Source organism: Bradyrhizobium sp. USDA 241, from assembly GCF_049739505.1.
Taxonomy (GTDB): Bacteria; Pseudomonadota; Alphaproteobacteria; order Rhizobiales; family Xanthobacteraceae; genus Bradyrhizobium; species Bradyrhizobium liaoningense.
The window spans coordinates 723,292-739,236 of record NZ_JBMGPZ010000002.1 but is presented as its reverse complement, the minus strand read 5'-3'; the positions used below and the strand labels follow the sequence as shown (position 1 = coordinate 739,236).

Sequence of the window (15,945 nt, the reverse complement as noted above, 5' to 3'; positions counted from 1 at the left end):
ACGCGGCCTGATCAGGCGGCGTGGCTTTCAGTGTTCGGAATGACTTCGATTCCGTCGATGAACTTTACACCGGCGATGACTTTCGGCAACTGGTTCGTGCTCTTCAATCGCCGCCAGGTCTTCGATGCGGCGTCGATGAGCTTGAACACCATCAGCTTCGCAGTTTGTTGCGACAGCGATCCCTTGGTCCGCACCGTTCGGTGGCGCACCGTGGCGAAGACGCTCTCGATCGGGTTCGAGCTGCGTAGGTGGATCCAGTGCTCAGCAGGGAAGTCGAAGAAGGCGAGCAGCGCATGGCGATCCTTGATCAGGCACTCCACCGCACGTCCGTATTTGACGTGGTATTTCTCGACGAAGACGTCGATCGCGGTTTCAGCTTCGGCCCGGTGTGGGGCCAGATAGATGTTCCGCAGGTCGTTCTTCATGGGGCCCTGCACGGATTTGGCGACCTTGTCGAGTACGTTGCTCACTTTATGGCACCAGCATCGTTGGTGCCGCGTGCCGGGAAAGGCCTCGTCCAGTGCCTTCCAGAAGCCGAGGGCGCCGTCGCCGATGGCGAGTTGCGGGGCAATCCGTAACCCGCGTTGCCGCAGGTCGATCAGGAGTTCGCGCCAGCTCTGCGCGCTCTCGCGCACGCCGACCTGGAAGCCGATCAGCTCCTTCTTGCCTTCCGGCGTGGTGCCAATCAGCACCAGCATGCATTCGCTGTGATCTTCCATGCGGGCCTGCAGGTACACGCCATCGGCCCAGATGTAGACATAGCGACGCGCCGACAGATCGCGTCTCTGCCAGCGTTCGTACTCGACCTGCCAATCGGCCTTCAGGCCGGCGATCACCGAAGGCGACAGGTTCGGCGCATCCTTGCCGAGCAGCGCCGAGAGCGCCTCCTGGAAGTCGCCGGTCGAGATGCCGCGCAAATAGAGGACCGGGATCAAGGCATCCAGGCTCTTCGTCCGCCGCGCCCATAGCGGCAGGATTGCCGAACTGAAGCGGAGGCGGTCGCCTGGCCCGCTCGCTCCGCGGTCGCGGACCTTGGGACGAGCGACCTCCACCGGACCGATGCCGGTCGCAATCTCGCGCACCGGACCGTGCCCATGTCGGACCAGGCGCGCTCGACCGTCGGGCAGCGTCAGATTGGCCGTGCTGGCCAGAAACGCGCCAACCTCGATCTCGATCGCCCTGGCAAGCAGGTCCCGCGCGCCGGCACGAACGATATCGGTCAGTGGATCATCAACCGCGGACGGCTGACGGAAAGCAAGAACATTGGTAGTCTCGGTCATGGCGTATCGCTCTCCTCGAGAGGTTCTGGCAGGCTCGTCACCCGCCTCGATACGCCGCCTTCCTCACACCGTCATCACCCAGATTCCGCCATAGCTCCCAGCAGGCCACCATCGATCGCATCGGTCGCCAGGTCGCCGCGCTCGACAGCCAGGTCGCGCAGGCCAAGGCGCAGCTCGTCTCCGCGGAGGCGGGCCTCAAGCGCGCCGACCTCGATTATGAGCGCCAGCAGGCGCTGAGCAGCAAGGGCTTTGCCTCGCGCGCCACCTTCGAGAGCTCGGAAGCCGGACGCGATCAGGGCGCCGCCGCGGTCAAGGCCGCGCAGGCCGCCTACGACGTTGCCGTCAGCAATGTCGATGTCGCCAGGGCGCAGCAGGCCGAGGCCCAGGCCCAGCTCGCCGAGCTCAAGACCACGCTCGCCAAGGCCGAGCGCGACCTCGCCTTCACCGCGGTGCGCGCGCCGGTCAACGGCACGTTCTCCAACCGCCTGGTCAACACCGGCGACTTCGTCGCGGTCGGCCAGCGCCTCGGCAACATCGTGCCGCTCGACGACGTCTATATCGACGCCAACTTCAAGGAAACGCAGCTCAAGCGCATCCGCCCCGGCCAGCCGGTGACGATCAAGGTCGACGCCTACGGCATGCGCAAGTTCTCCGGCGTCGTCGACAGCATCGCGGCGGGTGCGGGCTCGGTGTTCACGCTGCTGCCGCCGGATAACGCCACCGGCAATTTCACCAAGATCGTGCAGCGCGTGCCGGTCCGCATCCGCGTGCCGAAATCGGTGACGAAGCAGAAGAGCTGGCCCCGCAAATTCGGACAGTAGCTTGAGTGGATTTTCTGCCTGACAGCGGCGAGGATTCTTGCTGCGAATCAGGAGCGAAGATGACGAAGAAGAGCCGCCGGACGCATTCTCCGGCATTCAAGGCGAAGGTTGCTTTGGGCTGCGGTCAAAGGCGACAAGACACTGGCGGAGCTGGCGCAACTGTTTGATGTTCATCCGAACCAGATCACGATCTGGAAAAACCAGCTCCTGGAAGGCGCCGCCGGCGTGTTTGGGCATGACAAGACATCGGCCGAGACGCCGGTCGATTTGAAGGCGTTACATGCCAAGATCGGCGAGCTGGCGTTGGAAAACGATTTTTTGTCCGGCGCGCTCACCAAGACGGGCCTGCTGAGCGCAAAGCGATGATCGACCGCGATCATGATCTTTCTATCGTGCGCCAGGCGAAGGTCCTGAAGCTGGCTCGCAGCACGGTCTACTATGAACCTCGGCCAGTTTCGGCCGAGGACCTTGCCTTGATGCGTCGGCTCGATGAGCTGCATCTCGATTATCCCTTCGCGGGAGCGCGTATGCTGCGATCGTTGCTGCGGCGGGAGGGCGTATACGCCGGTCGCCGCCACATCGCGACGCTGATGAAGCGCATGGGGATCGAGGCGGTCTATCGTCGCCCGAACACGAGCAAGCCGGCTCCGGGTCACAAGATCTACCCGTACCTGTTGCGCGGATTGAAGATCGAGCGGCCCGACCATGCGTGGGCAATGGACATCACCTACATTCCGATGCGGCGTGGCTTCGTCTATCTCGCGGCGGTCGTCGATGTGTTCAGCCGACGGGTCCTGGCCCATCGCGTCTCGATCACAATGGAGGCGGCCTTCTGCGTCGAAGCGGTCCAGGAGGCGTTGGCGAAGCACGGCAGGCCCGAGATTTTCAACACGGATCAGGGCAGCCAGTTCACCAGCCTCGAGTTCACCGATGTGCTGCTGGACGCGAAGATCGCCATCAGCATGGACGGCAAGGGCGCCTGGCGCGACAACGTGTTTGTCGAGCGGCTCTGGCGCACGGTCAAATACGAAGAAGTATATCTCCGCGCCTACGACAGCGTGTCCGAGGCGCGAGCGTCAATTGCCAAGTATCTGGCCTTCTACAATCAGGGACGCCCTCACTCGAGCCTTGACGGGCGCACGCCCGACGAGGCTTACTTCGGCACGCAAGCTATGGTGATGGCCGCATGACCGTCGCCGACGGTTTTGTCGTCGCTCTGGTCGGGCTACGCCCTCCCGACGCAACGACAAAACCGTAAAGCCCCGCGTTCAGCATAACCCGGCAGGAATCCACTTAAATCCAGCGGGGCGCTGTCCAAACAACCGGGGCCAGCTCTAGATTCAGAAGCGCAAAGTTTGGCAGCAACCATTGGTAGATTGAATCTGCATTTGGGCCGCCTTCTTTCATGGCCCTCGAAAGCGAGTGGATGTGTCCTAGATTCGATGCAAACTCCGGTCAAGAATCGAAGGGCAAGCGTACGTGAAATTCAAGGAGGTCGTTGAACGTTCACGACTACTTCTATCCAAAGTATTCAAATGCTAGGAGGTATGAGGGGATCCTTTTCCGACTCCCCCAGATATGGCGTTTGAATAGATGAGTCTAATCAGTGAGTTAGCTGGTTTGACGGTTGAGGCTAGATCCCTCCCGCCCCAGCCAGATCGCCCGCCCGCCTGACATCACTCGCGGGGAGCTGCTGCATGGCCCTACGACGCATCACTGCCGCGCATTCTTCCGCGGAATGAGCTCGCCCCCCGTTGAAGCTGTCGGGGAACGCGGTCATCACGATGTCGATGCCTTCAGCCGACGGATTCATCGCGCCATTGATCGCGAGGAGTTCGACGCTCACATCGGGATGCGCTTTCGCAAATCCCGGACCCGGATCCTATCAACTCACGTACGGCTTCGCCGAGGATGTGCTGCGCGAATTCCGGCGACGCGTTGCCTCGGCGCACCGAGCGGAGCGAAACGGTCTCGTTGCTCTCTCCGATGAGCCGAATTGGCGGCCGTCTGCGCCCGGTCTCCTCGCCAGGCCGGGATTGACGTCATCCTTGGCGTAGTCATTCAATCGGCATCCCGCGGCACCGATTGAATCGAGAGCTTGTTTGTTCGACGGCGCAGAGCACCACCGCCTGCCCCAACCCCGATCTGCCGACTGCATCCCGACCATTGATCGAGATCAACGAACCGGAGGTCTCCGCGCCGATGCTGAGCGTGGCCAACTGGGGCGACAAGCCCTCCTGGCGCTGAGCCATGGAGACGACGCGGAATGCAGCTCTGGCTGATACCATCCCTCTATGCCGCTGCGAGTATCGTGGCAGGCTTGTTGGTGCCGCGGCTGGAAGCCAGGTTCATGGCGTCTGGGCTTGATCTCTCGACATCGTCTGCCCAGGCGTACCTCTCGGCCGTCGCTTCCGGCATGATGGCGTTGACCGGCATCGTCTTCTCGATCGCCTTTGTGCTCGTTCAGTTCAATGCCGTCGTCTATTCGCCGCGGCTGGTGGTCTGGTTCGCGCGCGACCGGCTGCTGTTTCACTCGCTGGGCATGTTCGTCGCGACCTTCATGTACAGTCTTGCGACGCTGGCCTGGGTGGATCGCCAAGGCACTCAAGGCGTCCCTTTGTTGTCCGCAATGATTGTCGGTGCCATGCTGATGGCGAGCGTGCTGATGCTTGCACAGCTCGTCCAGCGCCTGAACAACCTTCAGATCACGCGCGTGCTGCAGTCGCTGGGCGATTCGGGAAGGGAGGTCATTGCAAGCACATATCAAGAAGTGCGGCCGTCGACCGCAGCAAGCGCAGTTCCCGACCCACGGCACTCCGAGTTACCGGCGCTAGCCATCCGGCACGTCGGAAACCCGCAATCGGTGACCTCGATCGATGTTGCGAAGCTGGTCGGGCTTGGCCACCGGATGGACGGCCTCGTCGTACTGGAGTGCGCCGTCGGCGATACTCTGCTTGAAGGCACCGTAATCCTGCGCGTTCGCGGTGCGGCCAGCGCCGGGTTGGAGAGCCAGCTGCGCGCGTCGATCCATCTAGGCGACCAGCGGACATTCGAGCAGGATCCGAAATATGCCATGCGCCTGCTGGTCGATATTGCCATCAAGGCCCTGTCTCCAGCCATCAACGATCCGACGACGGCCGTTCAGGCCATCGACCAGATCGAAGATCTCCTGCGACGATTGGCAAAATGCGATCTGGAGGCCTGTCGCGCCTTCGATCAGGACGGCATTCTGAGGGTGATCTATCGGATGCCGACATGGGAGGACTACCTTGCGCTCGCATTCGACGAGATCAGGCAGTTCGGATCGACCTCCATCCAGGTGATGCGCCGTCTTCGATCCGCCCTGGTTGAGCTTGCCGCGTGCGCCGGCAACGAGCGGGCACGAACGGTCCAAGCTTATCTCGGTCATCTGGATTCCGGAATCGAACGATCGGGTTTTGACCCGGAGGATCGCGCCGCGGCCCGCATTGAGGATCGGCAGGGGCTCGGCCTGTCGCACCGCCAGGAGGAGAACGCCCCGGCAAGGCTCGGGGGGCAGTCGGAACGGGCGGCATCATGAGCACCGGCTCCGCCGGATTGGCGCGAGTGGGGTTGCGAGCGCCACGCGTCGCTACAGCCGTCGGGATCGGCGTCTTTTCTTTCTGGGTTCTCCTGGTGCGCATCAGCATCTGGCTCAAACGAGACAGCGGAGAGGAGCGACGATGAGAACACTCCTTCAACGTCTCACCGGCGAAGATGCGATCCAGCTGTTGATCCGCCTCGGATTGCTCGCTCTGTTGATCTTCTGGACATTCTACCTGGTCCGCCCGTTCGTGACCATTCTGGTCTGGGCCCTCGTGCTTGCGGTCGCGCTCCATCCGGCCTTCGTCCTGCTCGCCAGGATCCTGGGCGGCCGCCCGAAGCTCGCGGCGGCCATCTTCACCGCAATCAATCTCGCCATCTTCATCGGCCCTGCGGCCTGGCTCGGCATGGGTGCGGCGGATGGCATCAAAGACTTCGCCGCCGAGCTGGCCGCGGGTGAACTGACGGTTCCATTGCCGCCGCAGGCCCTCAAGACCTGGCCGCTGATCGGAGCGCAGCTTTACGAGCTGTGGGAGCAGGCCGCAACGAATCTTGGCCCGGCCCTGCATCAGGTCGCACCTTATCTGAAGCCGTTCGCCGGCACGCTGCTCGGTCTCGTGGGTGATGCTGGCGTGGGAGCAGTCAAGTTCCTGCTCTCGGTCGTCGTCGCTGGCGTCATCCTTCCCTATGGCCCGCAGCTCGTGGCCGCGGCCCGGGGCTTTCTCGCGCGGATCGTGCCCGAGCAGAGCGAGCATTTCCTGGATTTGGCGGGAGCGACCATTCGAGCGGTATCCCAAGGCGTGATCGGTATCGCGGTGATCCAGGCGCTGCTGGCCGGAATCGGATTCAAGCTCGCGGGCATCCCGATCGCCGGCCTCCTGGCGGTTCTGGTCCTGCTGCTCTCGATCGTGCAGATCGGCGCAACCCTCGTCATGATTCCCGTGATCGTCTGGATCTGGACCGACAAGGACGTCACCACCGCATTACTGCTGACCTTCTTCCTCGGAATCGTCAGCATCCTCGACAACGTCTTGAAGCCGCTGGTGATGGGGCGCGGCTTGACCACGCCGACACTCGTCATCCTGATCGGCGTGATCGGCGGAACGCTGGGGCATGGAATCATCGGTCTTTTCATCGGCCCCATCATCCTTTCGGTCGCCTGGGAGCTTGCGGTCGCCTGGATCAAGACGGACGCCGTCCCGCTGCAAACCGTTGTCGAACGTTGACTTAAATCAACGGCGGCGCGTCGTGGAGGCGCCTTCTGACTGCACACGACAGCGAGATCGGGATATGACGATGGAAAAATCGGACCTGCCGGGTGGTCCGTTATCCGGGATGGTTGCCTCGGCGGTCGAATACATGGTCGATGCGGGGCAGCGGAGCGTCCTGTTCCTGGACATCATGCGCCAGCGCGGCGACCAGTATCGCGAGCACGTCGCGCAGACGGCGCCGCATGTCCTGCAATATGCCGCTGAACTGATCATCGACGGGCGCAAGCTCGATGAGCCCGTCAACTACGCGCTGGTGCGCATCATTCCACCCAAGGGGGTCGAGATCGATCTCGAACGGAGGCCGTTCGTCGTGGTCGATCCACGCGCGGGACACGGTCCGGGAATCGGCGGCTTCAAGGCGGACAGCGAGATCGGCGTCGCGATGAAAGCGGGGCATCCCTGCTACTTCATCGGCTTCCTGCCGGAGCCGATGCCGGGGCAGACCATCGAGCGCATCGCGCGCGCCGAGGCGCTGTTCATCGAGAAGGTCATCAGCCTGCATCCGAAAGCAGACGGCAAACCCTGCGTGATCGGCAATTGCCAGGCCGGCTGGGCCGTCATGATCCTGGCGTCGCTGCGGCCAGAATTATTCGGGCCATTGATCATCGCCGGCGCGCCGCTCGCTTACTGGGCGGGCGTGCACGGCAAATATCCGATGCGTTATTCCGGCGGCCTGTTGGGAGGGAGCTGGCTGACTGCACTGACCAGCGATCTCGGTGCCGGCAAGTTCGATGGCGCCTGGCTGGTGCAGAACTTCGAGAACCAGAATCCATCCAACACGCTCTGGACCAAGCAATACAACGTCTACTCCAAGGTCGATACCGAAGCCGATCGCTACCTCGACTTCGAGCGCTGGTGGGGCGGGCACGTCAACCTGAACGCGGAGGAGATCCAGTTCATCGTCGATGAGCTCTTCATCGGCAACAATCTCGCGGCTGGCAAGATCGAGATGTCGGACGGGCAGAAGGTCGATCTGCGCAATATCAGGTCGCCGATCGTGTTGTTCTGCTCCAAGGGCGACAACGTCACGCCGCCGCAGCAGGCGCTGGACTGGATTCTCGATTGCTATGCAGACGTCAATGAAATCAGGGCCTATGGGCAGACCATCGTCTACACCGTTCACGAAAGCATCGGACACCTCGGCATCTTCGTCTCCGGCGGCGTCGCGAAGAAGGAGCATGCGGAATTCTCCAGCAATATCGACCTGATCGACATTCTGCCGCCTGGACTGTATGAAGCGACGTTCGAAGCCAAGGGTGAGGAGACCGCGAGCTCCGATCTCGTCATCGGGCAGTGGGTGATGCGCTGCGAGGCGCGAACGCTCGACGATATCCGCGCCATGGGCGGCAATTCGCCCGAGGACGAGCGGCGCTTCGCAGCCGCAAAACGCGTCTCCGAGATGAATCTCGCGGCGTACCGGAAGTTCGTGCAGCCCTGGATCAAGAAGATGGTCACGCCACAGATGGCGGAGACCATGCGCAACCTGCATCCGCTGCGATTGCAGTACGAGGTCCTCAGCAGCCGGAATCCCTGGATGGGCGCCGTGAAGACGGCCGCCGAGGAGATCGAGGAGAAACGCAAGCCTGTGGCAAAGGACAATCCGTTCCTGGCCTTCCAGGAGCAGATGTCCAAGCAGATCGTTCATGCGCTGGATAGCTGGCGCGACGCACAGGAAGCCCTGAGCGAGACGATCTTCCTCAATGTCTACGGCTCGCCTGCACTTCAGGCGGCGGTCGGGATCGATCCGAACTGGGAGTCTTCGCGCAAGCGCGAGATGTCGGCAGAGCACCGGACAATGCTCGAGAAGCGAATCGCCGAACTGAAGTCCAGGGTGGGGGAGGGCGGTCTTCGTGAGGCCGCCATTCGCGGCCTGGTCTACATCGGCTCGGCCCGCGGAATGGTCGACGAGCGGAGCATCGAGGCGCTGCGTCGGATTCGCCGCGATGCCGGCGGTTCGCGTTTGACGCTGCCCGAGTTCAAGATGCTGGTGCGCGAGCAGTTCTTCATGCTGTTGCTCGACCAGCAAGGCGCCCTGGGTGCGATCCCGAAGATGCTTCCAGAAGATGCCGCGCAACGACTCGCGGCATTCACAATGATCCGCGAGGTCCTTTCCGCGAGCGGCGAAATCACCGGCGAGCGTGCAAGCCGCCTGCAGCGTATCGCCGCGCTGTTCGGTGTCGAGGCGGGAGAGGGAACGTCCAACATTACCCCTTTCGACCCAAAGGCGAAAGCATCTTAGGCGTTCATGGAAGAGGCGGGAGCGAGATCATGTCAGCCGATACGAGGCCAGCGCAGTCTCCCAGCAAGTACGATCGCTTGATTGCGGCAGCGAAGGCCGTGCCGCCGGTGCAGACCGTGGTGGTGCATCCTTGCGATGAAACTTCGTTGCGCGGAGCCGTCGATAGCGCGCAAGCCGGGATCATCCGACCGATCCTGGTCGGACCCGAGAGAAAGATCAGGGAGACGGCGGGCAGGCACGATCTCGATATCTCCGGCTTCGAGATTGTCGATGCCGCGCATAGCGAAGAAGCCGCGTCCAGGAGCGTCGAGCTCATCCATGCTGCCAGGGGCGAGATGCTGATGAAGGGCAGCCTGCATACCGACGAACTCATGCGCGCCGTCACGGCGAAAGCGGGCGGCCTGCGCACCGACCGCCGCATCAGCCACGTCTTCGTGATGGATGTTCCGGCCTATGCCGATACGCTGCTCGTCACCGACGCGGCCATCAACATCTTTCCCGATCTCGATGCCAAGCGGGACATCATCCAGAACGCCATTGATTTGTACAACCAGGCCGGCTTTGGAAAATCGCCGCGCGTGGCGATCCTGTCGGCCGTGGAAACCGTGACCTCGAAGATCCCGTCGACGATCGAGGCGGCCGCCCTGTGCAAGATGGCCGACCGCGGCCAGATCAGTGGCGGCGTGCTCGACGGGCCGCTGGCCTTCGACAACGCCATCGATCCCGAGGCGGCACGGATCAAGGGCATCAAGTCCGAAGTTGCCGGGCGAGCCCAGATCCTCGTCGTTCCCGATCTCGAAGCCGGCAACATGCTGGCGAAGAATCTCGCCTACTTCGCCAAGGCCGACGGCGCCGGCATCGTGCTCGGCGCCCGGGTGCCGGTCGTGCTGACGTCCCGGGCGGACACGCCCCGTGCGCGCATGGCGTCCTGCGCGGTGGCATCGCTCTATGCCAACGCTCGGCGCCAACATGCGCCGACAGTCGCTGCGTGACCGCGATGGATACGATCCTCGTCGTCAACGCAGGCTCCTCGAGCGTCAAGTTCCAGATCTTTTCTGTCGAGGGAGAGGGCATCCTTCGCCGGCAGATCAAGGGCCAGATCGACGGCATTGCCAGCCGACCACGGTTGCGGGCGAGTGGCGCGAATGGTGAGACGCTGGCCGAGCGAGCGTATCCGATCGAGGCCGTCGCAGACGTTCCGGCGGCGATGGAGATCGCCGGGAGCTGGTTGCGGGACGAGCTTCGCATCCACCCGATCGCGGTCGGACACCGCGTCGTGCATGGCGGCCCGGACTTTGACCGGCCGGTGTCGATCGATCACGGCGTTGTCGCCCGCCTGGAGCGCTTCGTCAATCTCGCACCACTGCACCAGCCGCACAATCTGGCGCCGATCCGGTCGATCCTTGCCGGCTTCCCGAGCTTGCCGCAGGTGGCCTGCTTCGATACCGCCTTTCATCGAACGCACAGCGCGGTCGCCGATCACTACGCGATCCCGCATCACCTCCATGCCGAGGGAGTGCGCCGCTATGGTTTCCACGGGCTGTCTTACGAATATGTCGCGAAGACCCTGCCGCGGATTGCGCCCGACATCGCGAACCGGCGGGTCATCGTGGCTCATCTGGGTAGCGGCGCCTCGATGTGCGCGCTCAACGAGGGACGAAGCGTCGAAAGTACCATGGGCTTCACGGCGTTGGACGGGCTGCCGATGGGAACGCGGCCCGGCCAGCTCGACCCCGGTGTCGTGCTCTATCTCATCTCCGAGAAGGGCATGACGGCGTCGAACGTTCAGGACCTTCTCTATCGCGATTGCGGACTGAAGGGACTCTCGGGCGTCAGCAACGACATGCGGGAGCTCGAGGCCAGCGAAGACGCCAAGGCAAAGCTGGCGATCGATTATTTTGTATATCGGATCGGCCTCAATGCCGGCATGCTCGCGGCCGCATTGCAAGGTTTGGACGCCTTCGTCTTCACTGCCGGCATTGGCGAGAATTCCGCGACGATTCGCGCCCGTGTGGTCGAGCAGCTCGGATGGCTCGGTATCAGCCTCGACCACGCCGGCAATTCTCGCAATTCGCGGCTGATATCGCGTTCCGAGAGTCGTATCCCCGTCTATGTCGTACCGACTGACGAGGAACTGATGATCGCGCAGCACACGCTGTCGCTGCTGATGAAGCAGCCATTGAGCAACTCCAGACAGGAGAGGGCGTCATGATCCCCGTGTTCCCGGACACCAAGGTTGCCTTGAAGGGTAAAAAGGGCCTCATCGTCGGCATCGCCAACGACCAATCCATCGCCTGGGGCTGCGCAAGGGCGTTTCGCGCCCTCGGGGCGGAGCTCGCCGTCACCTACCTCAATGACCGTGCCAAGAAGCATGTCGAACCGCTCGCGCGTGCGCTTGAGGCGCCGATCTTCATGCCGCTGGACGTCATGGTGGAAGGCCAGACTGAACAGGTGTTCGAGCGGATTGCAAGCGAATGGGGGCAACTCGATTTCCTGCTGCATTCGATCGCATTTTCGCCGAAGGAGGCGCTGCACGGCCGCGTTGTGGATGTTGGGCGCGACGGTTTCCTGAAGACGATGGATGTCTCCTGCTGGTCGTTCATGCGGATGGCGCATCTCGCCGAGCCGCTGATGAAGAACGGGGGCACGATGTTCACCATGACCTATTACGGCAGCCAGATGGTCGTGAAGAACTACAACGTGATGGGGGTGGCCAAGGCCGCGCTTGAAGCGGCGGTCCGCTACATTGCGGCCGAACTCGGTCCGAAGGGCATCCGTGTTCACGCGATCTCACCAGGACCGCTCGCCACGCGCGCGGCATCGGGCATTCCCGAATTCGATGATCTCATGGACAAGGCGCAGTCCACCGCGCCGACCCGCAGCCTCGTTAGCATTGAAGACGTCGGCAACGCCACGGCGTTCCTGGCGCTCGACGGGGCCAAGCTGATCACCGGCGGCGTTCTCTATGTCGACGGCGGCTATCACATCATCGACTGAACAACGGCGGAGGTTCAGGTGCGTGCGCTCGGGTTGAGCTTGTTGTTGCTTGCGATCCATTTCGTGCCGGTGCAGGCGCAAACCTACGATCCGCGCTATGCCGTATGCATGAAGGTCTACGAAGGGTCTTTTGGCGGAGGCGAATGGATCGATTGCAGTTACACATCGCTGCCGCAGTGTCAGGCGTCAGCATTCGGTCGAGCCGCCATGTGCGTGATAAACCCGTACTTTGCTCAGGCGTTCCCCCGTGCGGGATACCCGCGATATCCACGAGCCTACTGACGGCGTCCACCGGATCGCCGTGGCCCGCCGTCGGCTGCACACCTAGCGGTAATGCAGCGCGATCAGCTCGGCGACGCAGGCCGGCTTCTTGCCGCCCTCGATCTCGATGACGAGATGATAGTTGACCCGCAGGCCGTCCGGCGGCACGTCCTCGGCTTCGGCGACCGTGATCCGCCCGCGCAGCCTCGATCCGGCGGGGACGGGGGCAAGATATCGGATTCGATCCGCGCCGTAGTTCAGGGTGTTGCGCAGGCCCTTCAGGCCCATCACCGAACGAATGAAAAGAGTCGCAAGCGACAGGGACAGCAGGCCATGCGCGATGGTGGTGCCGCCTGGTGCTTCCCTCCTGGCGCGCTCCTGATCGACGTGGATCCACTGCTCGTCGCAAGTCGCCTGGGCGAACTGGTTGATGCGATCCTGCGTCACCTCGATCCAGTCGCTGACACCGATCTCGGTACCGACCGCGGATTTGATCTCGTCGAAGTTGCTGAATATGCGCATGATGGTGGCCTGCTCAGATCTTCATTTCCGGGATGTCGTCGGGCACGACGAGCTCGGCGTCCGTCACCGCCATGACCTCGCCCACGCTGGTGCCGGGAGCAATCTCCAGCAACGTGGCCTTGCCGCCAGGAAAACCGATCACCGCCATGTCGGTCACGACCAGCTGCACCGGCCGGACCGACGTCAACGGCAGCGTGCATTTAGCGACGATCTTGGACTTGCCTTTCGCGGCATGCTGCATGGCGACGATGACCCGCTTGGCGCCGCTGACGAGGTCCATCGCGCCGCCCATGCCCGGAACCATCTTGCCGGGGATCATCCAGTTGGCGAGATGGCCGTGGGCATCGACCTGGAGTCCGCCGAGCACGGTGACATCGACGTGGCCGCCGCGGATCAGTCCGAACGACATCGCGCTGTCGAAGGTGCTGGCCCCCGGCAGCGCGCTGATCGGGCGGCCGCCCGCGTCGGTCAGCAGTGGATGAGAAAGTCCTTGCTCGGGGATCGGCCCGGTACCGATCAATCCGTTCTCCGACTGGAAGAATACGTTCAGACCTGTCGGAACGTAGTTGGCTACCAGCGTCGGAATGCCGATGCCGAGATTGACGAGATCGCCGCTTCTGAGCTCCTTGGCGACGCGTCGGGCGATGATCTCCTGTGCGTCCATGTGTCACCCGTTCGGGTTCGTAATGAGATAGTCGACGAGCGGCGCCGGCGTCACGACGTGGTCGGGCGCGATGACGCCAACGGGCACGATGTGTTCCGCGGTCACGATCACGGTGTCTGCCGCCATCGCCATGACCGGATTGAAGTTGCGCGCGGTCAGCGCATAGGAGAGGTTGCCGAGGTAATCGGCGAGAAAAGCGTGCACCAGCGCGAACTGCGCCCGCAATGCGGTCTCGAGCAGGAACGGTTTTCCGTCGACCTCGATCTGGCGCTTGCCTTCCGCGACCAGCGTGCCAACGCCGGTCGGCGTGAGGACGCCGCCGAGACCGCACCCGCCTGCGCGGATGCGCTCGACGAAGGTGCCTTGCGGAATCAAATCGACTGCGATTTGCTTGGCCAGCATCTGTTGCTGCGCCTTCGGATTGAGGCCGATGTGGGTCGCGGTGAGACGCGAGACCAGATCCGCATCGAACAGCTTCCCGACACCCTTGCCGGGCAACGCAGCGTCATTGCTGATGATGAAGAGCCCTGCCTTTTGCTGCCGGACGAGCTCGTCGAGCAGACGCCACGGCGTGCCCACCCCCATGAAGCCTCCGACCATGATGCTTGCGCCTGCCGGGATCATCGCGACGGCTTCTTCGATGGAAACGGCCTTCATGGTTCCAACTCCAGTCGGCAGAGATCAAGGAAGCGACGGTGGGATGCTCGCTTTGCGCTCATCTCGGTCCCTTGATCTGCGTCAAGGCTTCTCATGATTCGTGGAACGCGATGCCGACGCCTTCCAGCGCGCTGGTCCATAACCTGCGAATCTCGACGTGGCGATGTTCAAGCGCCGCGGTGACGGCGTCGCGATGAGGCAACAGCTCCGGCCCTTTGAGGAACAGGATTTGCGCCTGCAGCAACCGGCCGCTCTCCAATTCGATGCGCCGCAAGGCCATGACGAAGGGATCGTCGGCATTGGCTTCCCTCGGGAGCAAAGCTGCCGGCCTTATGCCGGCATGAACGGCATGCGCAAGTGTTGCCAGGCCGACTGCCTGCGCCTGTGGCTGGTCCGGAATGCCCTCGGCTGGTTGCGGAAACCATGCCGTCTCCCAGGACATCGACAGGTACCCCAGCGCAAGGTCCGGGACCCAGGATGTCGCCCGAAGCAGCAGGGAGACGATCTCCGCCTCATGGTAGACCTGCGCGTTCAATTCGGTCTGCCAGGCCGACACGAGCTTTGCGGGCAGCGCGAACGCGAACTGCCGCGCCAAAGCGCCATGGGCGGAGGTCAGGAACGCGGCGACGCGAGTCTGCTGGTACGGCGGCACACGGCCTTGCGGGTCGAGCGGTCCAAGGAATTCGCTCATGTGGCCGGTCCCTGCACGGGAATGGCGCGCAGATGATCGTAGCCGGCAGGAAACGCAATGAGCTCGCCGCCCGCCTCTTCCGGCGCGATCCAGACAGCCTTGTTGCCATGCCAGCGGCCGGCCAGCACGTCTTCGGCGAAGCGGGCGAGCAGGTCCGCGGTCAGTGCCGGCTTCTCCAGTGTGAAGGCGTGATAGGCGCGCTGGATGATCACGAGCGCGCTGTTCGGAATCTCGGCGCGCAGGGTCTCATGGACTGCGCGGGGCGTCAGGAAGTCGAACTCGCCGTTCAGGATCATGGTCGGCAGGGTGATCGACGCCAGTTGCGACGTCAGCGGCCGGAAGTCGAGGAAGGACTCCATCAGGTTTTGCAGCGCGTAGACGTCGTTGACCAGCCAGCCCTGCCGTTTCACGCTGTCGAGCTTGTCCGATACCGGTCCTAGCCATTGATCGGAGACGTTCATCGGCAGCAACAAATCCTGCAGGTAGCTGGTGCCGCCCAGGATCAGCGCGGTGCGGAGCGCGTTGCCAAGCAGGAACAGTTGCGGCGGAAGCTCCGCGAAGCAGCTCATCGGCGCCAGCCCGGCCAGCCGCTCGCCGTGCTCGATCGCGTAGCGCAGCGCGATCAGGCCGCCGAAGCTGATACCGGCGAGAAAAATGGGTCCATCGCCGAGTTCGTCGACCAGGAGATGAAGCGCCGCCACCTGATCATCCTGGCTGATGAAGAGAGCGGGCTTGTCGGACACCCCCTGGCCGAGCAGGTCGAACGTCGCGACGCGGAATTGCCGCGCAACCAGGGCGTCGCGATACGCGGCCCACAGCTCGGCATATTGTGTAAGCCCGTTGACGAGCACATAGGCGGGAGCATTCGCTGGCCCGTCAAGCTCATAACGGATGCGATATGAGCCGTGACTGAGAAAGGGCATTGCGAGGTCCGGACCGGATGGATGGCAACCGCAATGCTCGTCCACGAAGACAGCGATC

At 63.0% G+C, this 15,945-nt stretch carries 14 protein-coding genes and 2 pseudogenes; 9 read left to right on the top strand and 7 right to left on the bottom strand.

The genetic code is table 11. The annotated features are described in order from the left end of the window. Positions 1–11: 11 nt before the first annotated feature. The gene (locus tag ABIF91_RS04340) at positions 12–1,280 is read right to left on the bottom strand and encodes an IS256 family transposase (protein WP_038952271.1); all 1,269 of its coding nucleotides are present in this window, start codon (positions 1,278–1,280) and stop codon (positions 12–14) included. A gap of 86 nt (positions 1,281–1,366) precedes the next feature. Here ABIF91_RS04340 and ABIF91_RS04335 point away from each other — a divergent pair. Together ABIF91_RS04335 and ABIF91_RS04330 are read left to right on the top strand one after the other, a co-directional pair. Next, a pseudogene (locus ABIF91_RS04335) lies at positions 1,367–2,071 on the top strand (efflux RND transporter periplasmic adaptor subunit); the annotation flags it as partial. 89 nt (positions 2,072–2,160) lie between these two features. Continuing rightward, positions 2,161–3,291, top strand: a pseudogene (locus ABIF91_RS04330) (IS3-like element ISRj2 family transposase). Positions 3,292–3,734: 443 nt separating this feature from the next. Here the strand turns inward: ABIF91_RS04330 and ABIF91_RS04325 are convergent. Then, on the bottom strand, positions 3,735–3,947 hold the full coding sequence (locus tag ABIF91_RS04325; RefSeq protein WP_028180185.1) for a hypothetical protein: 213 nt from the start codon (positions 3,945–3,947) through the stop codon (positions 3,735–3,737). Between the two features lie 420 nt (positions 3,948–4,367). On the opposite strand from ABIF91_RS04325, the gene ABIF91_RS04320 reads away from it, so the two are divergent. The 7 genes from ABIF91_RS04320 (at position 4,368) to ABIF91_RS04290 (ending at position 12,451) form a co-directional block, all read left to right on the top strand. Then, positions 4,368–5,660 (top strand): DUF2254 domain-containing protein, encoded by a 1,293-nt coding sequence (locus ABIF91_RS04320; RefSeq protein WP_035694786.1) that lies wholly within the window; start codon positions 4,368–4,370, stop codon positions 5,658–5,660. Between the two features lie 142 nt (positions 5,661–5,802). Next, positions 5,803–6,888, top strand: coding sequence for an AI-2E family transporter (locus tag ABIF91_RS04315; RefSeq protein ID WP_028180186.1), 1,086 nt, complete (start codon positions 5,803–5,805; stop codon positions 6,886–6,888). A 64-nt stretch (positions 6,889–6,952) separates the two neighbouring features. Continuing rightward, positions 6,953–9,172: a DUF3141 domain-containing protein gene (locus ABIF91_RS04310; protein ID WP_424578771.1), complete on the top strand. Its 2,220-nt coding sequence runs from the start codon at positions 6,953–6,955 to the stop codon at positions 9,170–9,172. A 29-nt stretch (positions 9,173–9,201) separates the two neighbouring features. Next, positions 9,202–10,164, top strand: coding sequence for a phosphate acetyltransferase (locus ABIF91_RS04305; RefSeq protein ID WP_028180188.1), 963 nt, complete (start codon positions 9,202–9,204; stop codon positions 10,162–10,164). Positions 10,165–10,169: 5 nt separating this feature from the next. Beyond that, complete coding sequence (locus ABIF91_RS04300; RefSeq protein ID WP_028180189.1) at positions 10,170–11,384, top strand: acetate/propionate family kinase; 1,215 nt, start codon at positions 10,170–10,172, stop codon at positions 11,382–11,384. Beyond that, positions 11,381–12,169, top strand: coding sequence for an enoyl-ACP reductase FabI (gene fabI, locus ABIF91_RS04295; RefSeq protein ID WP_035672680.1), 789 nt, complete (start codon positions 11,381–11,383; stop codon positions 12,167–12,169). Before ABIF91_RS04300 ends, fabI begins: the two co-directional genes overlap by 4 nt. An 18-nt stretch (positions 12,170–12,187) precedes the next feature. After that, on the top strand, positions 12,188–12,451 hold the full coding sequence (locus ABIF91_RS04290) for a DUF3551 domain-containing protein (RefSeq protein ID WP_080659961.1): 264 nt from the start codon (positions 12,188–12,190) through the stop codon (positions 12,449–12,451). 42 nt (positions 12,452–12,493) lie between these two features. Here the strand turns inward: ABIF91_RS04290 and ABIF91_RS04285 are convergent, their stop codons facing one another. From ABIF91_RS04285 to ABIF91_RS04265, 5 genes are all read right to left on the bottom strand, one after another. Beyond that, positions 12,494–12,952, bottom strand: coding sequence for a MaoC family dehydratase (locus ABIF91_RS04285; RefSeq protein ID WP_028180191.1), 459 nt, complete (start codon positions 12,950–12,952; stop codon positions 12,494–12,496). Positions 12,953–12,965: 13 nt separating this feature from the next. Further along, on the bottom strand, positions 12,966–13,616 hold the full coding sequence (locus ABIF91_RS04280; RefSeq protein ID WP_028180192.1) for a 3-oxoacid CoA-transferase subunit B: 651 nt from the start codon (positions 13,614–13,616) through the stop codon (positions 12,966–12,968). A 3-nt stretch (positions 13,617–13,619) separates the two neighbouring features. Continuing rightward, positions 13,620–14,273 (bottom strand): CoA transferase subunit A, encoded by a 654-nt coding sequence (locus tag ABIF91_RS04275; RefSeq protein ID WP_028180193.1) that lies wholly within the window; start codon positions 14,271–14,273, stop codon positions 13,620–13,622. A gap of 91 nt (positions 14,274–14,364) precedes the next feature. Beyond that, positions 14,365–14,964 (bottom strand): hypothetical protein, encoded by a 600-nt coding sequence (locus ABIF91_RS04270; protein WP_028180194.1) that lies wholly within the window; start codon positions 14,962–14,964, stop codon positions 14,365–14,367. Continuing rightward, positions 14,961–15,887, bottom strand: coding sequence for an alpha/beta fold hydrolase (locus tag ABIF91_RS04265; protein ID WP_028180195.1), 927 nt, complete (start codon positions 15,885–15,887; stop codon positions 14,961–14,963). Before ABIF91_RS04265 ends, ABIF91_RS04270 begins: the two co-directional genes overlap by 4 nt. Positions 15,888–15,945: the final 58 nt, after the last annotated feature.

Bases quoted from the DNA above. Each gene is read 5' to 3' on its own strand.
- ABIF91_RS04340 (WP_038952271.1), bottom strand. From the start codon at position 1,280: ATGACCGAGACTACCAATGTTCTTGCTTTCCGTCAGCCGTCCGCGGTT.
- ABIF91_RS04320 (WP_035694786.1), top strand. From the start codon at position 4,368: ATGCAGCTCTGGCTGATACCATCCCTCTATGCCGCTGCGAGTATCGTG.
- ABIF91_RS04265 (WP_028180195.1), bottom strand. From the start codon at position 15,887: ATGCCCTTTCTCAGTCACGGCTCATATCGCATCCGTTATGAGCTTGAC.
- ABIF91_RS04315 (WP_028180186.1), top strand. From the start codon at position 5,803: ATGAGAACACTCCTTCAACGTCTCACCGGCGAAGATGCGATCCAGCTG.
- ABIF91_RS04280 (WP_028180192.1), bottom strand. From the start codon at position 13,616: ATGGACGCACAGGAGATCATCGCCCGACGCGTCGCCAAGGAGCTCAGA.
- fabI (WP_035672680.1), top strand. From the start codon at position 11,381: ATGATCCCCGTGTTCCCGGACACCAAGGTTGCCTTGAAGGGTAAAAAG.
- ABIF91_RS04285 (WP_028180191.1), bottom strand. From the start codon at position 12,952: ATGCGCATATTCAGCAACTTCGACGAGATCAAATCCGCGGTCGGTACC.
- ABIF91_RS04300 (WP_028180189.1), top strand. From the start codon at position 10,170: ATGGATACGATCCTCGTCGTCAACGCAGGCTCCTCGAGCGTCAAGTTC.
- ABIF91_RS04270 (WP_028180194.1), bottom strand. From the start codon at position 14,964: ATGAGCGAATTCCTTGGACCGCTCGACCCGCAAGGCCGTGTGCCGCCG.
- ABIF91_RS04310 (WP_424578771.1), top strand. From the start codon at position 6,953: ATGACGATGGAAAAATCGGACCTGCCGGGTGGTCCGTTATCCGGGATG.
- ABIF91_RS04275 (WP_028180193.1), bottom strand. From the start codon at position 14,273: ATGAAGGCCGTTTCCATCGAAGAAGCCGTCGCGATGATCCCGGCAGGC.
- ABIF91_RS04305 (WP_028180188.1), top strand. From the start codon at position 9,202: ATGTCAGCCGATACGAGGCCAGCGCAGTCTCCCAGCAAGTACGATCGC.